The sequence below is a fragment of the Salinivibrio sp. IB868 genome (assembly GCF_001995655.1).
Taxonomy (GTDB): domain Bacteria; phylum Pseudomonadota; class Gammaproteobacteria; order Enterobacterales; family Vibrionaceae; genus Salinivibrio; species Salinivibrio siamensis.
Window position 1 is genome coordinate 102,907 of record NZ_MUEW01000010.1, and the last position, 21,149, is coordinate 124,055.

17 protein-coding genes are annotated in these 21,149 nt (G+C 46.1%); 12 read left to right on the forward strand and 5 right to left on the reverse strand.

What is annotated here, in order from left to right:
* Nucleotides 1-50: 50 nt before the first annotated feature.
* Nucleotides 51-941 carry an alkyl sulfatase dimerization domain-containing protein gene (locus tag BZG20_RS11850; protein ID WP_077579138.1) on the reverse strand — a complete coding sequence of 297 codons (891 nt, stop codon included), beginning with the start codon at nt 939-941 and terminating at the stop codon, nt 51-53.
* A 175-nt stretch (nt 942-1,116) separates the two neighbouring features.
* On the opposite strand from BZG20_RS11850, the gene BZG20_RS11855 reads away from it, so the two are divergent.
* From BZG20_RS11855 to BZG20_RS11900, 10 genes are all read left to right on the forward strand, one after another.
* Nucleotides 1,117-1,536, forward strand: coding sequence for a hypothetical protein (locus tag BZG20_RS11855; RefSeq protein WP_077579139.1), 420 nt, complete (start codon nt 1,117-1,119; stop codon nt 1,534-1,536).
* A complete protein-coding gene (locus tag BZG20_RS11860) occupies nt 1,529-2,068 on the forward strand; it encodes an RES domain-containing protein (protein ID WP_077579140.1) in 540 nt (179 codons plus the stop codon). Before BZG20_RS11855 ends, BZG20_RS11860 begins: the two co-directional genes overlap by 8 nt.
* 152 nt (nt 2,069-2,220) lie before the next feature.
* Complete coding sequence (locus tag BZG20_RS11865; protein ID WP_077579141.1) at nt 2,221-3,705, forward strand: sigma 54-interacting transcriptional regulator; 1,485 nt, start codon at nt 2,221-2,223, stop codon at nt 3,703-3,705.
* A gap of 61 nt (nt 3,706-3,766) precedes the next feature.
* The gene (locus tag BZG20_RS11870; protein WP_077579142.1) at nt 3,767-7,216 is read left to right on the forward strand and encodes a DEAD/DEAH box helicase family protein; all 3,450 of its coding nucleotides are present in this window, start codon (nt 3,767-3,769) and stop codon (nt 7,214-7,216) included.
* Between the two features lie 105 nt (nt 7,217-7,321).
* The gene (locus BZG20_RS11875; protein ID WP_077579143.1) at nt 7,322-8,899 is read left to right on the forward strand and encodes a class I SAM-dependent DNA methyltransferase; all 1,578 of its coding nucleotides are present in this window, start codon (nt 7,322-7,324) and stop codon (nt 8,897-8,899) included.
* On the forward strand, nt 8,896-10,056 hold the full coding sequence (locus tag BZG20_RS11880; RefSeq protein WP_077579144.1) for a restriction endonuclease subunit S: 1,161 nt from the start codon (nt 8,896-8,898) through the stop codon (nt 10,054-10,056). Before BZG20_RS11875 ends, BZG20_RS11880 begins: the two co-directional genes overlap by 4 nt.
* 50 nt (nt 10,057-10,106) lie before the next feature.
* Complete coding sequence (locus BZG20_RS11885; RefSeq protein ID WP_077579145.1) at nt 10,107-11,573, forward strand: DUF3696 domain-containing protein; 1,467 nt, start codon at nt 10,107-10,109, stop codon at nt 11,571-11,573.
* Entirely contained in the window at nt 11,573-12,463 is an 891-nt protein-coding gene (locus BZG20_RS11890; RefSeq protein ID WP_077579146.1) for a hypothetical protein, read from the forward strand. Before BZG20_RS11885 ends, BZG20_RS11890 begins: the two co-directional genes overlap by 1 nt.
* Before the next feature lie 209 nt (nt 12,464-12,672).
* Nucleotides 12,673-13,764 carry an MBL fold metallo-hydrolase gene (locus BZG20_RS11895; RefSeq protein ID WP_077579147.1) on the forward strand — a complete coding sequence of 364 codons (1,092 nt, stop codon included), beginning with the start codon at nt 12,673-12,675 and terminating at the stop codon, nt 13,762-13,764.
* Nucleotides 13,764-14,426, forward strand: coding sequence for a hypothetical protein (locus BZG20_RS11900; RefSeq protein WP_077579148.1), 663 nt, complete (start codon nt 13,764-13,766; stop codon nt 14,424-14,426). Before BZG20_RS11895 ends, BZG20_RS11900 begins: the two co-directional genes overlap by 1 nt.
* A gap of 279 nt (nt 14,427-14,705) precedes the next feature.
* Here BZG20_RS11900 and BZG20_RS11905 read toward each other — a convergent pair whose 3' ends face one another.
* Complete coding sequence (locus BZG20_RS11905; protein ID WP_077579149.1) at nt 14,706-15,398, reverse strand: RES family NAD+ phosphorylase; 693 nt, start codon at nt 15,396-15,398, stop codon at nt 14,706-14,708.
* 1 nt (nt 15,399) lies between these two features.
* Complete coding sequence (locus BZG20_RS16190) at nt 15,400-15,627, reverse strand: antitoxin Xre/MbcA/ParS toxin-binding domain-containing protein (RefSeq protein WP_241829534.1); 228 nt, start codon at nt 15,625-15,627, stop codon at nt 15,400-15,402.
* A gap of 468 nt (nt 15,628-16,095) precedes the next feature.
* Here BZG20_RS16190 and BZG20_RS11920 point away from each other — a divergent pair, with 468 nt between their 5' ends.
* On the forward strand, nt 16,096-17,130 hold the full coding sequence (locus tag BZG20_RS11920; RefSeq protein WP_046075860.1) for a Gfo/Idh/MocA family oxidoreductase: 1,035 nt from the start codon (nt 16,096-16,098) through the stop codon (nt 17,128-17,130).
* Between the two features lie 139 nt (nt 17,131-17,269).
* On the opposite strand, the gene chrA is transcribed toward BZG20_RS11920, so the two are convergent.
* Entirely contained in the window at nt 17,270-18,415 is a 1,146-nt protein-coding gene (gene chrA, locus BZG20_RS11925; RefSeq protein WP_077579151.1) for a chromate efflux transporter, read from the reverse strand.
* 461 nt (nt 18,416-18,876) lie between these two features.
* On the opposite strand from chrA, the gene BZG20_RS11930 reads away from it, so the two are divergent.
* On the forward strand, nt 18,877-19,791 hold the full coding sequence (locus tag BZG20_RS11930) for a LysR family transcriptional regulator (protein ID WP_046075863.1): 915 nt from the start codon (nt 18,877-18,879) through the stop codon (nt 19,789-19,791).
* A 15-nt stretch (nt 19,792-19,806) separates the two neighbouring features.
* Here the strand turns inward: BZG20_RS11930 and BZG20_RS11935 are convergent, their stop codons facing one another.
* Nucleotides 19,807-20,967, reverse strand: a complete 1,161-nt coding sequence (locus BZG20_RS11935) for a 1-acyl-sn-glycerol-3-phosphate acyltransferase (protein ID WP_077579152.1) — start codon at nt 20,965-20,967, stop codon at nt 19,807-19,809.
* Nucleotides 20,968-21,149: the final 182 nt, after the last annotated feature.

Consider the following 21,149-nt stretch of genomic DNA (forward strand, 5'->3'; position numbering starts at 1 on the left):
TAATAGAAGTAAAAAGGCAGCCCACGCTGCCTTTTTGTATTCCGCCTGATTTAAACTTGGCCTTCAGCATCAATCAAGGCATCAAAGCGCTCATTACCATGCAATGATTCAAAGTCCGCTTCTTCACGGGCGGCTTCGCGCAGCGACGCACTTTCTGCAACCGCCAGCTCTAAGTCAGACACTGCCTGATCTTCAGCCCCCAATCGCGCATAGGCGCACGCACGCTGGAAGAGGGCGTTGGCATTACGTTCATCCACTTCCAGTACGCGGTTACTGATGCTAAGCGCCCAATGGTATTCGCCCATTTCCATTGCCGCATCCGCCTTATGGGTGAGCGCCTCGAGGTCTCCAGGGCGGATTTTCAGGATTTCATTGTAAATTTCCATCCGCTGCTCAGGCGTCTGCGAGTGTTGAGCGCGTAGCCATAAGTTATGGATCTCGTTGATACGCTCAATCTCTTTATTGTTTTCTGCAATAATGCGTGTTTTACGCTTCAAGTCCCGCTCCAAGGCTTGGAACTTGCGTTCATATTGCTCTGCAATCTCTGACAGTTGTTGATCGGCCAACTCTTTGGTATTGGTTTTTATATCGCGCAACGACTGCCAACCAACCAATGCAATCAATGAGGCCGCACCGGCTATCAAATAAAAGAAGTAGGTCACCGTCACGTTGGCATAGTTCAATGACTTATCCGCTACGTCCAGCTCACGATCGGTAATTTCCGTCACCATTCGCTTTTCTAGCGCCTGGAAATCTGTTCTTAAGTTTCGGATTTCATCCAAAACGTATCTTTCCATCAACGGCTTATCGTAGATACTTTGCTCAGCATACGACGTCGGCTCTTTCGCCGCTTTGGTATGCTTGACATCGTTTTCATCTTCAGCAATAACACTGAAGCTTGCCAACGCCACGAGCAAACAAGCCCAAATGTGCGCTTTCATGGTTATCCTTATGTAACGAATCAGTTTAGAACTAGCGAGACTTTAGCAAACCTTCTGCAGACTAAAAAGGTTAACAGGTGGAATTCGCCGATAAGATGACTTTTCACAATCCGTCACCCTACACGTGCCATAATTGATACGCTAAGCAAAGCGCATACTCGCCTTGACAATAACCATGCTGACAATCATATTGGATGTATATAAGTCAAATATTGCTGACATGGTGAGCGAAATGAACCAATCCATTTTAGATGCAGTCATGAACGCAGAGGGTATCGTCGAACCAAGCAAAATGGCCGCGTTCTTCCATACCAATTTGAAAGAAATCGCGTCTTTGTCTGGATTACCTTATTCCACGTTAAGCCGCACAGAGCGATACTCAACGATCAAGGCACAGCAGCAACTGCGTAACTGCACAGAAGTGATCAACCGAATCCTTCCGTGGACGGGAAATGAATTTCATGCCTACGCATGGTATCGGAGCGAAGGGCTACCAGAGTTTGGCGGATTAACCGCAGAGCAACTGGTTAAACACGATCGAATGGACGCGCTGAGAGCCTACCTAAACCATACGAGCGAAGGCGGTTATGCGTAAAGAAAAGCTACAGGAATACCTATTTCGCTTTGAAGGTGCGGTATTTCGTGGCCATAACCCTCGCTGGTCATACGCGCCTAACAGTGGGGAAGGAGCAAGACGCAATGGTGGGCGCTTTAACCCCAAAGGCGTTGCCGCTCTGTACACCTCATTGTCTCAACCGGGTGCATGGGTAGAGGCTCAGCAGGGGTTTCGTTTTAAAGCTCAGCCTTTGACAATATGTCAGTATGATATCGACTGTGACAATGTACTCGACCTGACCGATGAGACAGTGCTGCTAAACTGTGGCATCAAGCCCTCGACGCTAAGCTGTGCTTGGTTAGATCAAGTGACCCAGAGCCAAACTCCCGATAGTTGGCACTTATCGAAACAGCTTATCAGTGCAAAGGTCAACGCCATTATTGTGCCCAGTTTTGCGCGTGGCGCCCCCCGAGGGATGAAAAACATCGTATTTTGGCGATGGAGTGATACGCCACCCAACATGATTAAAGTGATCGATGACTTTGAACGGCTACCGCCATCACCTTACTAGCGCCGCCCGCCGAGACATCCCACAAGCCTAGAGCACTGATACGGAAGTACGATGTGTGACAGATGACTACCTATCTGGTCAAGGTAATATCAACTCCAAGCCACTTAATGTAAACTTTCTCTCAAAAGGTAAAAATAGTTACGGACTTTAAAATGGCAACGTTGCTCAGTTGGCTGGGTAGAACAGATCTTGATCATATGAAAGCGGACAGGCCCGCTTCTATCGCCACGATTGCGCTCAAGAGTAAAGTGCTCGACCGTGTCATTATCCTTGCCAGTACATGGGAGGATGAGTGGCATGACTACAAAGATTGGTTGCAGAAAAAGCTCGCTTGCGCGGGTCGATCTAGAACCTCAGTGACGATTCAACGTGTTCGTATAACGTCCCCAATTGACTATTCATCGATAACAAAGGTGATGCAGAAACAGCTTCACGCAGTTTCTGCTGATTCAGACCATATCTATCTCAACCTCACTTCCGGATCACCCACCATGGCCGTCATTTCTGTATTGCTTGGTAAAAGTATTGGAAAATGTCAGTTAATCCAAACCTCTCCCAAGGGCGACTTAATTGAAGTTGAGATCCCAGTCGATTTTGCCACTGAATACACCAAAGCTTCCACCGACGCCTTGCAGGAACTTACTTCCGATAATCCTAAATTAGATCCGGCATTTGGCTCAATTACTGCTAAGTCAACCACCATGCGACATTTGGTTAAAAAAGCTCAACGCCTTGCGTTATCGGATTTACCAGCCCTTGTTCTAGGCGAGAGCGGATCAGGTAAAGAAGTGATGGCGACAGCTATTCACAATGCCAGCTCTCGAGCCGACAAGGCATTTAGAGCGGTTAATTGTGGCGCATTACCAGAAAGCTTGGTTGACTCTGTTTTGTTTGGCCACGTAAAAGGAGCCTTTACTGGGGCAGGTAGCGATCACGCAGGGCTTTTTGAACAAGCGGATGGCGGCACCTTGTTTCTTGATGAAGTTGGAGAACTTCCACTGAACGTTCAAGTTAAATTGCTCCGAGCGCTACAACAAAAAGAAATCACTCGGGTAGGTGACGTTAAAACGAAGACGATCGACGTGCGCATTATTGCGGCAACACATCAAGACCTTTTTCAGATGATATCAGAGGGGACATTTCGCGAAGATCTGTTTTATCGACTCGCAGTAGGTGTTATTGAAATGCCGCCACTGAGATCGAGAGTTGAAGACATTCCTTCACTCATCGATGTCCTGATGACCGAAATCAATCAACAAGCTGAAAAGCATCCACTGTTTGATAGTAAAAAAATTTCCGATGATGCAATAAAGTTTGCACAGTCTTACCAATGGCCTGGCAATATCAGGGAGCTTTGGAATACCTTAAACAGAGCTGTTTTGTGGTCAGAGTCTAACTCTATTTCAGCTCAAGATCTCCAATCTTCGGTATTGAGTGCGTGTAAGAGCCGGGCTGGCTCGAGCGCATTTACCGTCCCGGGAGACATTCAGCAACATATTGATAGTATAAGAAAAAATGCAGTTCATTCGGCTTTGGAGTATAGTCGTGGCAATAAATCTAAAGCGGCGGAAGCTCTAGGACTGAAGAGTCACCAGACGTTAAGCGGCTGGATGACGAAGCTAGGCATCGAAGAATAGGCGAGCAAATGACACCCGAGTGGCATGCCAATTGCTGATTGAGGTCAGGAGTACAATAAGAGTGAAAACGTCAGTGAACTTTGAACATCTCAGAAAAGACTGGCCCGAGTTGGCTGAATTAGGCGCATTTGCTGAAAACTATGCGGTAACTGATCCTCAAAGTGCGATGGTTAAGCTGCGCTGCTATGTCGAAAAAATAGTTGGCTATCTTTATCGAGAGTTGCGCCTGCCGGTGTTGCCCAACGCTTCTATCTACGACAAGCTAACCGGTGCATCGTTTACGGCAATTATCCACAAAGACATTCTCGACAAGTTTCACGCCATACGTAAAGGTGGCAACAAAGCCGCACATGATGGGTATGTCAATCAACATGACGCGCTGTGGCTGCTCAAGGAGTCCTACCTTATTGGTTGCTGGCTTTTCGTCGCTTATGGAGATGGTTCACAACAAGAATGTCCTCGCTACACGCAGCCGGACAATGCACCGCTAGACGGAGAGTCAAAAGCTGAATTCAAGCGTAAAAACAAACAGCTACAGCAAAAGCTTGCTCAGAACAATGAGCAACTTACGCAGGCGTTAAAAGAGCTTGAAGAGGCTAGAGAAGCGCAACGGCTCGCTCAGCAAGCAGCGAGTGAAAGCACATTGGCAGTGGATCAAACCAAAGCGGATAAGCTAAAACGCAATACGCTTAGGTTGAAAAACAGCTTTGATTTTAACGAAGCTGAGACGAGAAAGCGCCTAATTGACGCCGAGTTACGCAGCCAAGGATGGGATGTTGCGCTAGCAGAAGTGAGTACCGAGCAAGTCGCAAAAGAGTATGAAGTTGATGGTCAACCAACGCCATCAGGCAAAGGCCGTTGCGATTATGTATTGTGGGACGACAACGGCAAACCACTGGCTGTTATAGAAGCAAAGAAAACACGCGTCGATGCGCGAGCAGGGCAAGAACAAGCCAAAATCTACGCCGACGCGCTAGAGAGAAAAACGGGTCAACGGCCAGTTATCTTTTACACTAATGGCTATGATATCTGGCTATGGGATGATTCTCAGGGCTATGTACCACGTAAACTGTTTGGTTACTACTCCAAAGACAGCCTGCAATACCTTATCCAGCAACGTTCTTTAAAGACCAACCTGAATAACACACCGATCGATACCGACGTTGCCGGTCGTCTATACCAAATAGAGTCGATTACTCGAGTGTGTGAGCGCTTTAGCGATAAGCACCGTAAAGCACTCATTGTGCAAGCAACGGGGACAGGCAAAACCCGTGTTTCTATTGCGTTGACAAAACGCTTACTCAACGCCGGCTGGGCGAAACGGATACTATTCTTGTGTGATCGTAAAGAACTGCGTAAACAGGCCGCCAATGCATTCAACGAATTCACAAGAGAGCCATTATTCGAAAAAGGCAAAAGCAGTAAAGACCTTGCGAGTAAGGCGCGCATTGTCATTGCGACTTATCCAGGGATGATGCAAACCTACGAAGAGTACGACGTTGGTCATTTTGATCTCATCATTGCCGACGAATCACACCGTTCAATTTACAACAAATACGGTGAGCTTTTTAAGTATTTTGATGCGTTACAAGTTGGCTTAACCGCCACCCCCGTTGAGATGATTTCTCGCTCAACCAGCCAGTTATTCGGTTGTGATTACAAAATGCCAACCGCGAACTACCCATTAGAGCAAGCTATTGAAGAGGGTAATCTTGTTCCCTTCAAAGTCGTTTCTCATACCACCAAGTTTTTACGCGATGGCATCAAAGGCCATGAGCTCACTGATGAACAAATCGCTGAGTTAGAAGAGCAGGGCACCGACCCTAACGAGCTCGATTTTGATTCTAAGCTAATCGATAAAGCGATTTTTAACAAAGATACGAACCGCGCGATTATCCGCAACCTGATGGAACGTGGTCTCAAAGATGCCGACAACCAATTGCCGGGTAAAACCATCATTTTTGCCCGCAACATCAAACACGCTGAACTCATCGCCGAATTATTTGCGGAAATGTACCCCGATCTCGGTGGTAATTTTTGTCGAGTGATCCACTCGAAATACGAACGCGCTGATGAGCTTATCGACAACTTCAAAAGCGCCGAAGGCAGCAAAAACGACATTACCATCGCCGTGTCTGTAGATATGCTTGACACAGGTATTGATGTGCCAGAATGCATCAACCTCGTGTTTGCGAAACCAATCAAGTCAAAGGTGAAGTTTTGGCAGATGGTTGGGCGAGGAACTCGCCTATGTGAAAATTTATTTGGCCAAGGTGAGCATAAACAGCACTTCTTGATTTTCGATCACTGGAGCAACTTTGAGTACTTCAAAATGAACCCAGACGAAGATGATGGTTCGCAAGGCAAATCGCTCGCGCAGAAAGTGTTTGAGGCACGGCTAACCTTGGCAGAAGAGGCTCTAAAACGAGCAGAGATGGATATCTTCGATAGCGTGGTGTCACAAATTAAAGCCGATATTGATGCACTTAACGACAAAACCATTGCGATTCGCGAAAATTGGCAGGTCAAAGCACAGTTGAGCAACGAGAAAACGCTACATCAGATGACACCAGCCACCAAAGCGCTACTGTGGTCAACAATGGCCCCTTTGATGCAATGGAAACCCACTGCCGGTGAAAGTGAGGCGTTGCGTCTTGACCTTCTATTCCTAGAGCTTGAACTGATTAAGTTAAAACAGCCTTCGAAAGCTGGCATTGCTGCCATGCCCATTATGGAGAAGGTAACCACACTTTCCATGCACCTTAACGAAGTACGTAGTAAAGCCAAGACTATCAAGCAGGTGCAGGAGGCCAACTTCTGGGACGATGCTAACCACCACACCTTAGAAGTGTGCAGAAACGAACTTCGCAGTATCATCCATTTACGCGATAAAGGGGCGATACCGCCACCGATGCAAACACCCATTTTGGATGTCAAAGAGGATGTCGGCGAATATCGTACCGAAGCATTGAAGACCGATATTGTTACCGTCGACTACCAGATCTACAAACAAGAAGTCGAAAAAACGCTCACGCCACTTTTTGAATCAAACGAGGTGTTACAGAAAATTCGTGCGGGGCAACCGGTAACACAAGCAGATTTGGACACGCTCAATGCGCTTGTTCATACCCAAAACCCCAGTGTCGATTTATCTACTTTGAAGGCATTCTTTCCCGAGTCCACCGCTGGGCTGGATCAAATCTTGCGGACTATCGTCGGCATGGACGCCAAAGCCATTGAAGGCGAATTCACCGTGTTTGTTCAGCGAGTACATACGCAACTTAATTCAAGGCAGCAACGCTTTATCGGTATGCTCAAAAATCACCTTTGTCGCTACGGTAGCGTTGATATTGAACAGTTGTACGACGCGCCTTTCAATCAAATTGATGATGCTGGATTAGATGGCGTATTCCCCATCCCTGCTCAAGCGGATGTGGTGGAACAGTTTGTGCGTCGTTTCAGCGTCCATTTGGGTAAGAAACAGCCAAGCATTGAAAAAGTGATTAATTAACCTTTTGGCTAACGCACAGTACTAAGTACACTACAGCCATCTAAGCCGTCTTTCGCGTGCCGTATTGTTAGCAATCGGCCCAAGTAGAAGAAAAGAGACCATAAAATGATTACATCAGGCGCGTTAAAAAGCCAAATTGACAAACTGTGGGAAGAGTTTTGGACCGGGGGCATTACTAACCCGTTAACCGTTATTGAGCAGATTACCTATTTAATCTACGCCCGCATGCTAGACATGAACGAGCGTATTGACGAAAAGCGAAGCGAGCGTACAGGTCAACCCTTTAATCGTCGTTTTCCAGATGACAAACAGCACATCCGCTGGGAGAACTTTCGCCACCTGAGTGCTGAGCAGCTCTATCCACTGGTGAAAGACGAGCTGTTTCCATATTTCAAGCAGCTCACCGATGACGACGCCTTGTTTGCGGAGTTTATGAAAGACGCCCAACTGATGATTCAAAAGCAGTCACTGCTTGTTAAAGCGATTGAATTGGTAAGCGCACTTCCGCTAGCAAACAAGGACATAAAAGGGGATTTGTACGAGTATCTGCTCTCTAAGCTAACCACCGCCGGTATTAATGGCCAGTTCCGCACGCCGCGACACATTATCCGCGCCATGATTGAAATGCTCGACATCGATGAAACCCATCGCGTTTGCGATCCAGCATGCGGTACCGGGGGCTTTTTATCAGAGACCTACGACTACTTGCTAGAGAAGTACTCATCCCCAGAGGGAACAGAAAAAGAGCCAGTTTTGGATGCCGAGGGCAATCCTGTTTTAGATGTGCATGGCAACCCAGAATTTAACTACTTGTATGCAGGGGATTTGCTCACCAAACGTTGGCACATTGACGAAGACATGTTCCACGGTTTTGACTTTGACTCCACTATGCTGCGTGTGGCGGCCATGAACCTTTTAATGCACGGTGTGAAGCAGCCAAACATCATCTATCAAGATACGTTAAGCCAAAGTTTTATCGAACACTCACCGAATGAAGCGAAAAATGGCTTTGATATTATCCTGGCTAACCCACCTTTTAAGGGCAGTTTGGACCAAGAAGATGTCGACCCAGCAATTCTAAAAGTCGTCAAAACCAAAAAGACTGAACTGCTGTTTGTTGCACTGATCCAACGCATGCTAAAAGTGGGCGGTCGCACAGCAACTATCGTCCCTGATGGCGTGTTATTTGGTAGCTCTAAAGCGCACCAAACTCTACGTAAACACCTAGTGGAAGATAACCAGTTGGAAGCGGTGATCTCGCTACCTAGTGGCGTGTTTAAGCCTTATGCGGGCGTTTCAACTGCTATATTAATTTTCACCAAAGGTGGTAGCACCGATAACGTTTGGTTCTACGATGTTCAGGCCGATGGTAAATCGCTGGATGATAAGCGTACACCAATCAAAGACAACGACTTACCAGACTTGGTTAAGCAGTACAAAGCTTACCAAGCGGCGGTAACCGAAGGTCAGTCGACTGAGCAATGGTCAGACAAAACTCAAAAAGCGTTCTTGGTAGCGAAAGACGACATTAAGTCGAATAAATATGACCTGTCGATCAACCGCTATAAAGAAGTGGTGTACGAGCAAGAAAGTTACGAAGAACCGAAAGTGATTCTGAGCAAACTCAAAACTCTAGAAAACGAGATTCTTGCTGACTTAAACGAGTTGGAGTTGATGCTATGAGTTGGCCTACGGTACCAGCAGCAGAGTTGATGTTAAAGCGCGGTGGCTCAGTTAATCCAAAGAATTTTCCTGATGAAACATTTGAGCTGTTTAGTATTCCAGCATATGACGTTGATACACCAGAGATAGTGGCTGGCTCGGAAATTGGCTCATCAAAAAACTGTATTGAACCGGGTGATGTTTTGGTATCAAAAATAGTGCCCCATATCAGACGGTGTTGGGTTGTCACTGACAAAAAGGAATACAGGCAAATAGGCTCTGGTGAGTGGATGATCTTTAGAGACAAACGGTTTGATTCTGGCTTCTTAAGACATTTTTTTACGTCAGATATTTTTCATTACCAGCTAATGAATACTGTTGCTGGTGTTGGTGGGTCATTAGTTCGTGCTAGACCTGCGTTTGTAGAAAAAATACAGGTACCACTCCCACCACTAGAAGAACAAAAACGCATCGCTGCCATTTTAGATAAAGCCGATGCCATTCGCCAGAAACGCAAACAAGCCATTGACCTTGCAGACGAGTTCTTACGCAGCGTGTTTTTGGATATGTTTGGTGATCCGGTGACGAACCCGAAGGGCTGGGAGACCAAGTCACTGAAAGAAGTAAGCGAGCATATCAATGATTGTCCTCATTCTACGCCAAAGTGGACTGATGCTGGAGTTATTTGTGTACGCACTAGCAATCTAACCAAAGGTGGCTGGAATTGGGAAGATACTCGTTATGTAAGTGATGAAACCTACAATGAAAGGACTAAAAGAGGAAAGCTAGAACAGGGCGATATTATACTTAGTCGAGAAGGTACAGTAGGTATTGCAGCACTTGTCCCGGAGAGTGTAGAAATGTGTATGGGTCAGCGATTAGTACAAGTTAGAGCAAACAGAGAGTTTGTCCTACCCGAATATCTCCTGTATTTATTATTATTCGAATTAGAGCCAAAACGAATTACGAGATTGATGGCAGGCTCTACGTCTAAGCATATAAATGTTAGAGATCTAAAGCAGCTAAAAATTTTGTTGCCCTCAATAGATTTACAGAAAAAATTTGTTGAGATTATGAATAAGAGTAAAGAAACAACCTCATCAATGGTTTTATTTTCAAGTGAAAGTGTGAATTCCTCCTTAGCTCTTTCCCAAAAAGCCTTCTCAGGCCAACTATAAATATTAGAGGTATCTTCGGATGCCTCTTTTTTGTTCAAAGGTTAGGTAAAATGAAAATAACATCACTTACCGTTGGTGGATTCAAAGGTATTAAGAATAAAGCCACAATTCCATTGGCACCCATCACGTTGTTCTTCGGTGCAAACAGTACGGGTAAAAGCACAGTCTTACATGCACTACTGTATTTGTATGAAGTGATCGCTAAACGTAATTTTGATGCACAGTACAGCTCAATTGCTGGTGAATCACTTTATTTTGGTGGGTTTCAGAATCTTGTTTATGGCAAAGACTTAAATAGCGTGATCACGCTGGGCGCCACCCTGGACTTTCGCGATAGCGCAGCGGATATCTGGGATGACTATTTGTCGGATTCTGAGAGCTGGTTGCTAGAAACTCATTTAGGCTTTACGCCAGAGTCAGACGCTGACACCATCTCGTTTGAAATCGATGTGCGATGGGATGCCACTAAAAACCGAGCCTATATAAGCCGATATGCGTGTCGTAGCCAGGGCATCGAATACTTCAAAACAACCGCCCAAGCAGGCCGTCCAGAATGTCAAATTGTTCACTATCAGCCATTACCACACTGGGAAGTGGCGGAATTATTCAAAGTCGACAATATTTTTGATTCCGGCCAATGGGAAGATATCTCGATTCATGGCCAAGATGCGCTACCGAACATTCAGCAAAGGCTGGATCTATCAAACTTCCATGTCGACTGGACCGATGTTTATGAAGATCATCCTTTAGCCGCTCAACTATTTGCTGAAGCCGCCTTATCGCAAGCAGCATTCGCCCCTCTAAAGCTATTAGTCAATAAACTCGAAGACTTTATCCATATTGGACCATTGCGGATGGTACCAACCCGAGCGACCGTTTTAAACAAACAGACAAGCTCTCAGCGTTGGTATGATGGTACAGCAGGCTGGGAGTCCTTTGCCTTTTCAAGTGAAAGGGTAAAAACCAAAACCAATGAAAAGTTCATTAGTAGTCAATTTTTCGGCACTAACTACTGCTTCGAATCCCCGTCATACGGTGAGCCCAGTATGAGCGAAAAGTCAGTCATCCTGAAAGATGCTCATACCGATATTCCTTTATTGCCATCCAGCGTCGGGGTAGGGGTATCTCAAGTGTTTCCGTTTGTGGTTGCTACATCACTAGAGCAAGATCTTATTGTGTCTTGTGAACAGCCTGAGCTGCATATTCACCCAAAATGGCAGTTAGCATTAGGGGATATGATGCTGGAATCGATCAAGAACAATCCAGATAGAATGTTTCTTATCGAAACACATAGTGAGCACTTGATGTTGAGGCTGTTAAAACGTCGGCGAGAAACCGCCGATGAAGCGATCGAATACGAACCATTTGGTTGTGAGAAAAACGATGTACAGGTAGTTTTCTGCGAGCAATCTGACGGTAAAACGCGTTTAATTCCCATCAAAACAACCGATGAGGGTGAGTTTGATGCGCCGTGGCCAAACGGCTTCTTCGAAGAAAGAAGAGAGGAACTATTCTGATGTTGCATTTGGAGTTTGCGATAGCGCCAAGTCAAATTAATTCTTTAACGGATCTCATGGTTCTTGAGGCAAGAATGGGCTACGAGAAAGGAGCGGTGCTATCACGTTTTCCCAAAAGCTGGTTCAAGGAAGTCTCTCAGCGGCTTAACGCTGAACTTGATGGTACTACGCTAACCAGAGCAATTGAAAAACTAAGAGATTTACAATCAAGCAAGTTGGTATCATTTGGAAGGGCTTATGAAGGAGATGCGTGGGTCGAGGCGGCTAAAAATAGCCATGATATCAGTCAATTCCATCGTTTGGTTGAAGAGTCCCTCGATGAGTTGCCAGTATTTGTTTCATCGCTGATGGATTTAAACGATGCTGATTTTATGTATGTGTCTCGTTATAACCGCGAAGCCAAATCTTTAGCGAGTGCAGCATCGGGTCTTCTCTTTGGTGCAGAAAAGGTAACAATCTACGACCCATATATTTGCGCCACCAAGTTAGGAAGTCGCAAGACTCTTCTAGAGTTGATGAAGGTATGCGAGAAAGATGAAGTAGAATTTCATGTCTTCTCGGAAGAAGATAGGAAACCACCGTGGGTGCAAACAGAGCAAGCTTTAGTCGAGTTTAAGGGGGAGATGCCTGAAAACATTAAGCTGTATTGGTACTGCGCCGATGATGGGGGATCGGGCTTCTTGCATTCTCGAGGTTTATTTACAGCCAAAGGTGGGCTGATTTACGACAGAGGATTCTCAGAGCCAACGGCAATAGAACAACGTCAAGAGCTCACGGACATCATTCCAATGCCAAACGGCTTATTACAAGTGAACGCTAAATCGTACAATACATCGCTTCAGTATGAGGACTTTAACCTTGTAAGGGGAGTTTGGACGTCGCATCCCTAATTAGCACAAGGTATGCAATCTTATGCGTTATGCTTAGTTTCGCTACTAGTTAATTTTAAGTCACTGATAGTAATAAAAATTACCATTAGTAATAAAAATCACAAACCTCTGTTCTCAGCCCGCCTTGAAACCCTTATAAAACAATACTTTACATGTTGGCATGCTAGTTGATTAGTAACTCTTAACTTTCATAGAAAAAGGAAAAAGTTATGGGTTACGAAATTGATTTTTTGGGTGTTGGTGAAGAGTCTAAGAGCGGTGATGCGATCGCACTTCGCTATGGGAATCTACACGGTTCACGTGACGAGCAAACCGTGGTTGTGATTGATGGTGGCTTTCAAAGCACAGGTTCAAAGGTTATTGACCACATCACCACTTGTTTCGGTACTTCCAAAGTGGATTTGGTCATTAATACTCACGCTGATCAAGACCACATCAACGGATTAGAACCCGTACTCAATGAACTCGAAGTAAAAGAACTTTGGATTCATCAGCCGTGGCTGCATAACCAAGGGCTTGCTAGCAAATTCATAGACGGGCGCGTAACGGACAAAAGCTTAGGGGAGCGCCTTAAGAAAAACCTTGAAAAAGCTTGGTCATTGGTTGAGCTGGCTGAGTCGAAAGGGGTTAACGTACGTGAGCCTTTCACAGGCGTAACGGATACAGGCGGCGGGATTAAGGTGCTAGGTCCTTCCGTCGAATACTACGAATCTCTCATTCCTAATTTCGATGGTATGCCAGAGAAAGCGAGTGCAACAAGTGCATTAGAAAGTTTTTTTGACAAAGCAGCTGCATCTATTCGTCGTTTCTTCGCTACTTGGGGCGAAGATCAGATTGATGATGAAGGGATCACATCAGCGAAGAACAACTCCAGTGTGATCACGCAATTGATAGTCGAGGGAAGACGCTCGGTTTTTACAGGTGATGCTGGCATCCAGGGTCTGGAACACGCGGCAGATAAAATCGAGCAGTGTACCAGTGGAGCAGACCTTCGATTTATACAGATCCCGCATCATGGGAGTAAACGTAATATCGGCACGACAGTGCTAAATCGTTTGGTTGGTGAGCCGATTAGCCAAGGAACTTCTCGAAATATCACGGCAATCGCCTCCACAGCTAAATACGGCGAGCCTAAGCACCCACGAAAAGCCGTGATGAATGCTTTCACACACCGAGGAGTCAAAGCTCTAGCAACGAGAGGTACCGGTATTTGCCACAATTTCAATGCGCCTAGCCGAAATGGGTGGAGTAGTATGGATCCTGAGCCATATCACTTCGACTATGAAGAAGAGGTCGCATAATGGCAGGAATCTCTATAAAAGCTAATAACATTGTCCCGCTTTCAGTACTGATGGTTCTTCAATTCGCCGTAATATCACTGGTTAATCAAAATGTTTTTGATATCAGCTATGTCGATATACTAAGAGACACGAGTGGTTCGATGTTAGCAATAGGTGCGGTTTCGGGGTGGCTTAGCCACCTCATACCTGCTGACCTGAAAAGCGTCTTAGTATTTTGGCGATGGCACGATGTATTACCTGGGCATCGTTTTATACCGTTGGCAGAGAAAGACCAGCGTATTGATACCGAGTCCCTGAGAGCCCACGTGGCCGAATTTGATTCTTTAAAGCAAAATAGTAGTGAGCAGAACAGTTATTGGTACAAGGTATTTTATCGTCCATCCAATAAGCAGGATGAAGTGATTTCAACTCACAGAGCTTATTTGCTGTATCGGGATGCAGCGGCAGTGTCTTTTGTCACTGCTTTTGCCTTGCTGGTCGCGAAGCAATACTTCGGTGAGTTCCTTACAGAAGTAAGCTATCAATCTTTGTGGGTATTTGCTTTGACAATCACAGGTTTTTCTATCGCCGCAAGAAATGCGGGGAACAGGCTGGTCACGACAGCAATTGCCGTGACTTTGACGAGCGAGCTGACGCTTCAATGCGGTAAAAGTATAAGATAACGCAGATCTTTTTGGCTCATCACCGCGCGCTTGAAGCATCTCAGATCAAGCGGAGCATTTGAACTTAGTTGATTAAAGAAAGTGGTGATTAGCTATTTTATGGTAAATGGGCACTTATGTTGAATCGTCGCGTCAGAATACTCAAGAGGGAGAAAAATGGAGGTGAGGAGTCAAGGCGCTTGTCTTATCAATGCCAATATTCACCTGTTAAATACTTTATTTAACATAACATACATAATGCGCACTAAAGGTTGATTTGTTAACATGCAATTGTGTCGATTACGCCATTGAGTAAATCTTCTCGACCTGACTGATTTCTTTTCCGTTCCAAATCATTTCTGCATGGAAGCATTGTATGACGTCGCTAACGACTTGTGGCGTAGACATCGCCCAACAGCTCCCTTTTTCATTTCGTACTGAGTTGTAGCGGATCCCTGTTAATGTATCATCTTGCCGAACCTGACGACCAAGCGTCTGTGCCGCGGAGTAATCAATAAGGTCGTAGATTGGATCGGTCATTGGCTTATCGCATACATCAATCACTTTATCGTCATCAAATGTGAAACGAAGCGCCCTAAACACCAAGCGATCATAATGAAGCCCATTAACATCAGTCCAATACTTGCGCTGGTGATACATGACTTCCTTTAAAGCGGTTTGTTCGGTGTCGCCGATATACAGCATTCCAAAGCTGCCATCAGCGAAACGTGAACCATCACGATTAATGTGAGTAAAGGCAGCGACAGCATAGCTACGCCCACGCTCACGCTCACAGTGGTACGGGATTTCTTCCGGCTTAATCAGGGATACATCGCCCACTTCATCGCGAATACGTGGATTCGTCAATGCTTGCAGTTGATACATCACCTCAAAGTCCTCAGGGTTGACGACATCATCAAACAAGTCAATCGTCGGGTACTTAGACGGAATGAGCCTATATCCTACCGCTTGATTTTCTCGAGCATTCAGCATGTTATCCCCACTGACCGGAACGTAAAGCGTCGACACGACAGAACACTTCGTAGAGGTCAGCAAACTTGCCGCTACTAATAATAGATAAAGGAGTCCGCCCTTCAAAGTAAGCGTTTTTGTTCTCCATAGACATGAACCCCTGAACGTTCTCTTGGTTATCGAAGATGATTCGAAGACTACCGTGGATGTTTGCGATGTAGCTTAAACGCTCAAGCTGATCATCATCCATAGATATCGTGTCTGGGTTAGCCTTATACTTTATACTTTTGGAACGTAGACCTTGGTATGCGAAGAATTCGTTGCATGTCTGCTCCGGTACATCCCCATCCTTCCATTATGTTTACAGCAGCCTTGAAGCCGACCTGAGCCATTCTCTTCTTGTCTGCCGCTTTTAGTGCTTGTGCTGCTGTCATATCATTCACCATTTCATGTTTGCACACTCTCACTGTGGACCTAATGTTTAATTTTGTCCGCAATGAGACCGATAACCTTACACAGCTCGCGACATTTTTTCGTCTTGGGTTGACCAAACCTCGCAACCATATCAACGATCTAAAGCATTCTTCTGATTTCGCCCTTTTGTATGCCTTGGCGCATTTAACAGCGACGCGTTATCACTCCTCATCTCGCTTGGATTGATTGGCATGTCGATGTCCGATAAAGTGCTGATAATACGTCGTCAATGCGAGTGAGCTTTATGATAAAAACAGCTTTGGTGGGTTTTGGCTTTTCTGCCAATACATTTCATGTTCCTTTTCTGAGCGCAATCTCTGAGTTTGCTATCTCAGCTGTCGTGTCCAGTAAACCCGATCAGGTTGCACAACGGTTACCTAAAGCGGCCTGCTTTGATGATCTCAGCACCTTATTAGCACAACAAACCCCGGATTTGGTGGTGATCACCACGCCCAACCATCTCCACTACCAACATGTTAAACAAGCATTAGAAGCCGGTTGTCATGTCTTAGTGGAAAAGCCTTTTGTCACCAATAGTCGTGATGGCCTTGAGCTGGCCGCGCTGGCTAAACAGAAAGGCTTAGTATTGTGCCCCTACCATAACCGCCGCTGGGATGGTGATTTTCTCACTCTGAAAGGCTTACATCTTGCAGGCGAGCTCGGTGACATCAAAGTCATGCACTCTAGCTTTAATCGCTACCGCCCAGAGGTTCGTCAACGGTGGCGTGAGCAACCAGGTGAAGGCGCTGGTATCTTGTATGATTTGGGCTCACATTTAATTGACCAAGCACTGCACTTATTAGGGGATCCGAATGCGGTTTCGGCCAGTTGCCGCGCACTCCGCCCAGGCAGTGAGACGACAGATTACTTTCAAGTCACCCTGCATTACCCAGACAAAGAGGTGGTTCTCTCCTCAAGCCCCTATCGATCTGGGACCACAGAGCGTTTTGTTGTTCATGGTGAAAAAGCGACCTTTAGTACGTTTGGTTTAGATATCCAAGAGGATCAACTACGCGCCGGTTTAATGGTCACCGTCTCCGGTTTCGGAGAACAAGCGTATCAGGGAATGCTTGAGATTGGTGACAGCGTCACACCTGATCCCTTGACCTTAGAAGATGGCCAATACCATCGACTATTCGACGGGTTAGCTCAGGCAATTACAAATGACCAACCCTCGCCTGTTTGCCCTATCTCCGCCAGCAAAGTTATCTATGCCATTGAGCTGGCACAAACAGCCTCTGATACGGGCAGTCGCCAACCCTGGCAGTTCCAAGCCTGATCCTCACCAATTGATGAATAAAGCTTAGCTACATTGACAGATGTGACTGAGCTTTTTTCGAACAACTACTAAAGTTATAGTGCATTATAATGCCAAAATGTAGCCCAGAACATGGCTGGGCTACAAAATTGGGCGCGTATTACGCGAGGATAAACTGATACACCATCATCAATAGGAGCAACCAAAACACTGAAACACGCCACTTGACAAGTGCCATTAAACCTAGCGCTATCGGCAATAAATCAAGGGGTTGCGTATAGGCAGACACCCATACAGGTTGGTAAAGCGCGGCAGCGAGTAACCCCACGACACTGGCATTAATGAGGCTGATCGCACCGGCTAAACGAGGCTGCGTTTTCACCGCCTCCCAGATAGGTAAAACACCAAACATCAGCAACGCGCCAGGCAAGAAAATCGCGATAGTGGCAATAATACTGCCCCAAAGCGGTGACAAGCCATCAATACTGGCACCAAGGTAGCTCGCCATCGTGAACATAGGGCCAGGCACAAGCTGTGCCGCCGCATACCCTTCAATCAACGCAGAATCTGTGACAACGTCACCAACTATGGGCTCAAGTAAAGGTAGCACGACATGGCCACCACCAAACACAAAGCTCCCTGCCTGATAGAAAAGATTAAACACTTGTACCCAAAGTGTCTGGTTAAACAACCAAGGCACCGTTAGCAATAATAAAAACAGGCCAATAATAATGGCACTACGACGCCACGCAATAGACACGGCAGTGTGGCTCTGTTGCGGTTTTGCAAACCCTATTGCGCCAATCATGCCGGCGACCAAAATGGGCAGAACTTGGTACAACACGCCTGAAGGCGTCAGTAACAACCACAATGCCGTTATAACTGCGACAGCGGCAGTCACCCACGAGCTGACAAACTTTTTACCCATCGACACCGTCGCATCAATGACGACCACCACCGCCAATAACTTCGCCGCACTGATGATCGTTGCCACCCAGTCTGCTGCCTGCGCGCTACTGTTTAGTACCGCCACTGCTGTCAATAAGGCAAAGGAAGGTAAGGTAAACGCCACAAATGCGCCGAACGCCCCCAGGTACCCTGCACGCTGATAGCCAATATACATGCCTAACTGGCTACTTCCCGGACCGGGTAAAAACTGACTGATTGCCAGACCCGAAGCAAATGTTTCTTCGCTTAACCATCGCTTATTTTTGACAAAAACCCGCTCAAAATAACCCACATGGGCGGCGGGCCCACCAAAGGACATACAGCCCAACAAAAAAAACTGTTTGATCAACTCAATCATTGCTCACCTCCTGCTATGAGTGTATGCGAATAGAACAATGAACAAAAACAAGACATTTCGATTAAATGAATCGATTAAATTAATAGATAAACAAGGCGTAGCGCCGCACAATGGTGACGTGTAAGTTTACAACACAAACAAGAGTGAGTACTTACAACTCTAAAAGTTAAGTGTCTACTCAGAGAAACAGTCATTATTTTTACATATAAAACAATATTTTGTATGTTGTAATGATTATCGTGATAATGAAGGTAAGGTGATCATCTTTCGCTTACAAAGGCAAAAAGTCGTGTTCTCATAGAAGTGTCGATGTCACAACATATTCGCATTTAATAAAATAGATTCGAGGCAGCATAGATGACCACCCTAGACGAACAAAATGCGTGACATTGTCACACACATTCCTGACAGCCGACGTTATGTGGTAGTCTCACCCTATTGATGAAATGGATGTGCGTAGAATGCTCGATTACCTTCAACAAATCGTTGTGCTAGCGGCTGTTGCGCAAGAGCAGCACTTTACTCGCGCAGCAGAAAAACTAGGAATTTCTAAGTCCCAGGTCAGTAAACAGGTTCGCTATTTAGAGGATCGGCTCGGTGTGCAGTTGGTGCAGCGCAACACGCGTTCCGTATCGCTTACCGAAGTAGGCAACAGATATGCAGAATACGGTAGCCAACTGATCGCCACGTTGGATGAAGCTGAGGCAATGGTGGCAGGCTATCGGAATGAAGTGACAGGAAAACTAAAAATTGGGGTCGCACAGTCGTTTGGCAATACATTAATGACGCGCCACTTCGCTAAATTCCGCCAAGCTTATCCCGCGCTTAATCTTAACATTAACCTTTTTGACCACCGCCCTAACCTCGTCGAGGAAGGCTATGATTGCTGGGTCGCGATCCATGAACATCCTCCTGAAGGCATGGTGGCGCGAAAGCTGGCTGATTGCCAATTTAAACTGGTCGCGGCACCCAGCTACCTAGAAGCGAGAGGCACACCACAACAACTGGGTGATTTGCGTCAGCACGATTGCATTACCTATCAAAGCCGTGAACGCCGCTATGATAAATGGCCGTTTGTAAAAGCGGGCATAGAGCAAGTGGTGCATGTTAGCGGACAGTACACAATAAATAACGCGCCCGCTGTGCTAGAGGCGGTAAAGGCGGGACTTGGCATTGCCTATTTAGCTACTTACCTTATCAACGAGGAAATAGAAAAAGGCGAGCTTATTGAGCTCATTCCTGAATGGAAGCCTTGTCTTGAGTTACCCATTTACATTGTTTACCCAAGACGCAAGCATCTCGCGCCCAAAGTGAGAGAGTTTGTCGACTTTATGCTGCAAGAAATTGGCGATCCCCCGACTTGGGATCGCCCTTAATTGTGACGCCGTCACTTATCGCTGCTCAGCAGTGAGACCGCTGGTTGGCGTATTGGAGGTTGGCACCGTCTTTGATTGGTTGAGTACCGGGTTTGCGTACATTTGGCGCAAGTAATCACGTGCCGCGTCGGGAGCCTGAGCAAGCTTTTGCTCATATAAGCGCTGCTCTGCTGGCGTGACACTGTCATGTTCTACCCCAGCGGCAATATAATTTGCGGGGTATAAACGGTATAACTGGTGGATTTGCGCATCAATTTTCGCGGCCATTGACTCGGGCGAGTCTTGTGACAACGTCACAGGCTCACCAAACGCCACGTGCACATGCCGTTTATCTCCGACAATCCCTTTCACAATGGTTTGAATGTCTTCAAACTCGCTTTTTTCGTAGGCGCCAAGGCGGTTGACCGCATCTAATTCAGTCGCTTTGTCCACATCACACGGATCATTTTGATAAGAGATAGCCACAGGCACCACATTCAGTGCCTCCATATAGGCATCAAACGCTTGCTTACGTTTTCGCCCTTCCATGAAGAACATTTTTAAGATCGCCGGATCCGTGACATCTTGACCGGTCTTTGCCCGCCCCTCACGCTGAGCAATCCAGATAGATTGCCCCTCATCCAGCGATAAGCGTAAATAGGAAGAAAGCTGTGATAGCGACTTCATCATTTCACGTGGTGCTTTGGCAGAGCGTTTGACGATAAAGCTTTTATTGAGCTTCATCAGCTCGGTCGCACACGGCTTACGCAATAAGTTATCACCAATGGCAATCCTCACGGTATCAAGCCCTTGCTGGTGCAAGCACCAGTTTACTAACGCGGGATCCATGGCAATATCTCGGTGATTCGAGACAAAGAGGTACGCTTTATTCGGATCCAACTTTTCTATGCCTGAAACCGTGACTTTGTCGCACGTTGTTTTAATCATCTTGCGCATGTAACTGGCAACATGCAGTTGAACATCCTGCACTGTTTTGATGTTGTTCCACTTTTTGGTTAGATACAATTTCAGCGCTGGCTTTAAAAGCCAACCAAGTGGGCCAGACGCATGTGGATAGCGATAAGACAAGATCGCATTAATGAACTCATCATCTTGGATGAGACGCTGAATCGCACTGGGAACTTCGTCGTCGTGATAAGGACGAATCTCTTGATAGGGATCGTTAACTGTCTGCACTTTCTTCCATTATATCGAGTAAAAACCGCGCCATTCTACGCAGTCAACAAAGGATTCAAAGTGAACCCACCGAAATTTTACACAGGTTGGAGGTCAGACCTTCAAGCGGGTTAAGAGTTCCACTTGCCGTCCTTGACTTGACCTCGCCAACAAAAGTGCTCACCATTGCCGCCTTATTACAT

What these genes read in the sequence shown, in the direction of transcription:
- BZG20_RS11920 (WP_046075860.1), top strand. Translation starts at nt 16,096, where the DNA reads ATGATAAAAACAGCTTTGGTGGGTTTTGGCTTTTCTGCCAATACATTT.
- chrA (WP_077579151.1), bottom strand. Translation starts at nt 18,415, where the DNA reads ATGATTGAGTTGATCAAACAGTTTTTTTTGTTGGGCTGTATGTCCTTT.
- BZG20_RS11880 (WP_077579144.1), top strand. Translation starts at nt 8,896, where the DNA reads ATGAGTTGGCCTACGGTACCAGCAGCAGAGTTGATGTTAAAGCGCGGT.
- BZG20_RS16190 (WP_241829534.1), bottom strand. Translation starts at nt 15,627, where the DNA reads ATGGATGATGATCAGCTTGAGCGTTTAAGCTACATCGCAAACATCCAC.
- BZG20_RS11930 (WP_046075863.1), top strand. Translation starts at nt 18,877, where the DNA reads ATGCTCGATTACCTTCAACAAATCGTTGTGCTAGCGGCTGTTGCGCAA.
- BZG20_RS11875 (WP_077579143.1), top strand. Translation starts at nt 7,322, where the DNA reads ATGATTACATCAGGCGCGTTAAAAAGCCAAATTGACAAACTGTGGGAA.
- BZG20_RS11855 (WP_077579139.1), top strand. Translation starts at nt 1,117, where the DNA reads ATGCTGACAATCATATTGGATGTATATAAGTCAAATATTGCTGACATG.
- BZG20_RS11905 (WP_077579149.1), bottom strand. Translation starts at nt 15,398, where the DNA reads ATGCTGAATGCTCGAGAAAATCAAGCGGTAGGATATAGGCTCATTCCG.
- BZG20_RS11865 (WP_077579141.1), top strand. Translation starts at nt 2,221, where the DNA reads ATGGCAACGTTGCTCAGTTGGCTGGGTAGAACAGATCTTGATCATATG.
- BZG20_RS11885 (WP_077579145.1), top strand. Translation starts at nt 10,107, where the DNA reads ATGAAAATAACATCACTTACCGTTGGTGGATTCAAAGGTATTAAGAAT.
- BZG20_RS11900 (WP_077579148.1), top strand. Translation starts at nt 13,764, where the DNA reads ATGGCAGGAATCTCTATAAAAGCTAATAACATTGTCCCGCTTTCAGTA.
- BZG20_RS11895 (WP_077579147.1), top strand. Translation starts at nt 12,673, where the DNA reads ATGGGTTACGAAATTGATTTTTTGGGTGTTGGTGAAGAGTCTAAGAGC.
- BZG20_RS11890 (WP_077579146.1), top strand. Translation starts at nt 11,573, where the DNA reads ATGTTGCATTTGGAGTTTGCGATAGCGCCAAGTCAAATTAATTCTTTA.
- BZG20_RS11860 (WP_077579140.1), top strand. Translation starts at nt 1,529, where the DNA reads ATGCGTAAAGAAAAGCTACAGGAATACCTATTTCGCTTTGAAGGTGCG.
- BZG20_RS11850 (WP_077579138.1), bottom strand. Translation starts at nt 941, where the DNA reads ATGAAAGCGCACATTTGGGCTTGTTTGCTCGTGGCGTTGGCAAGCTTC.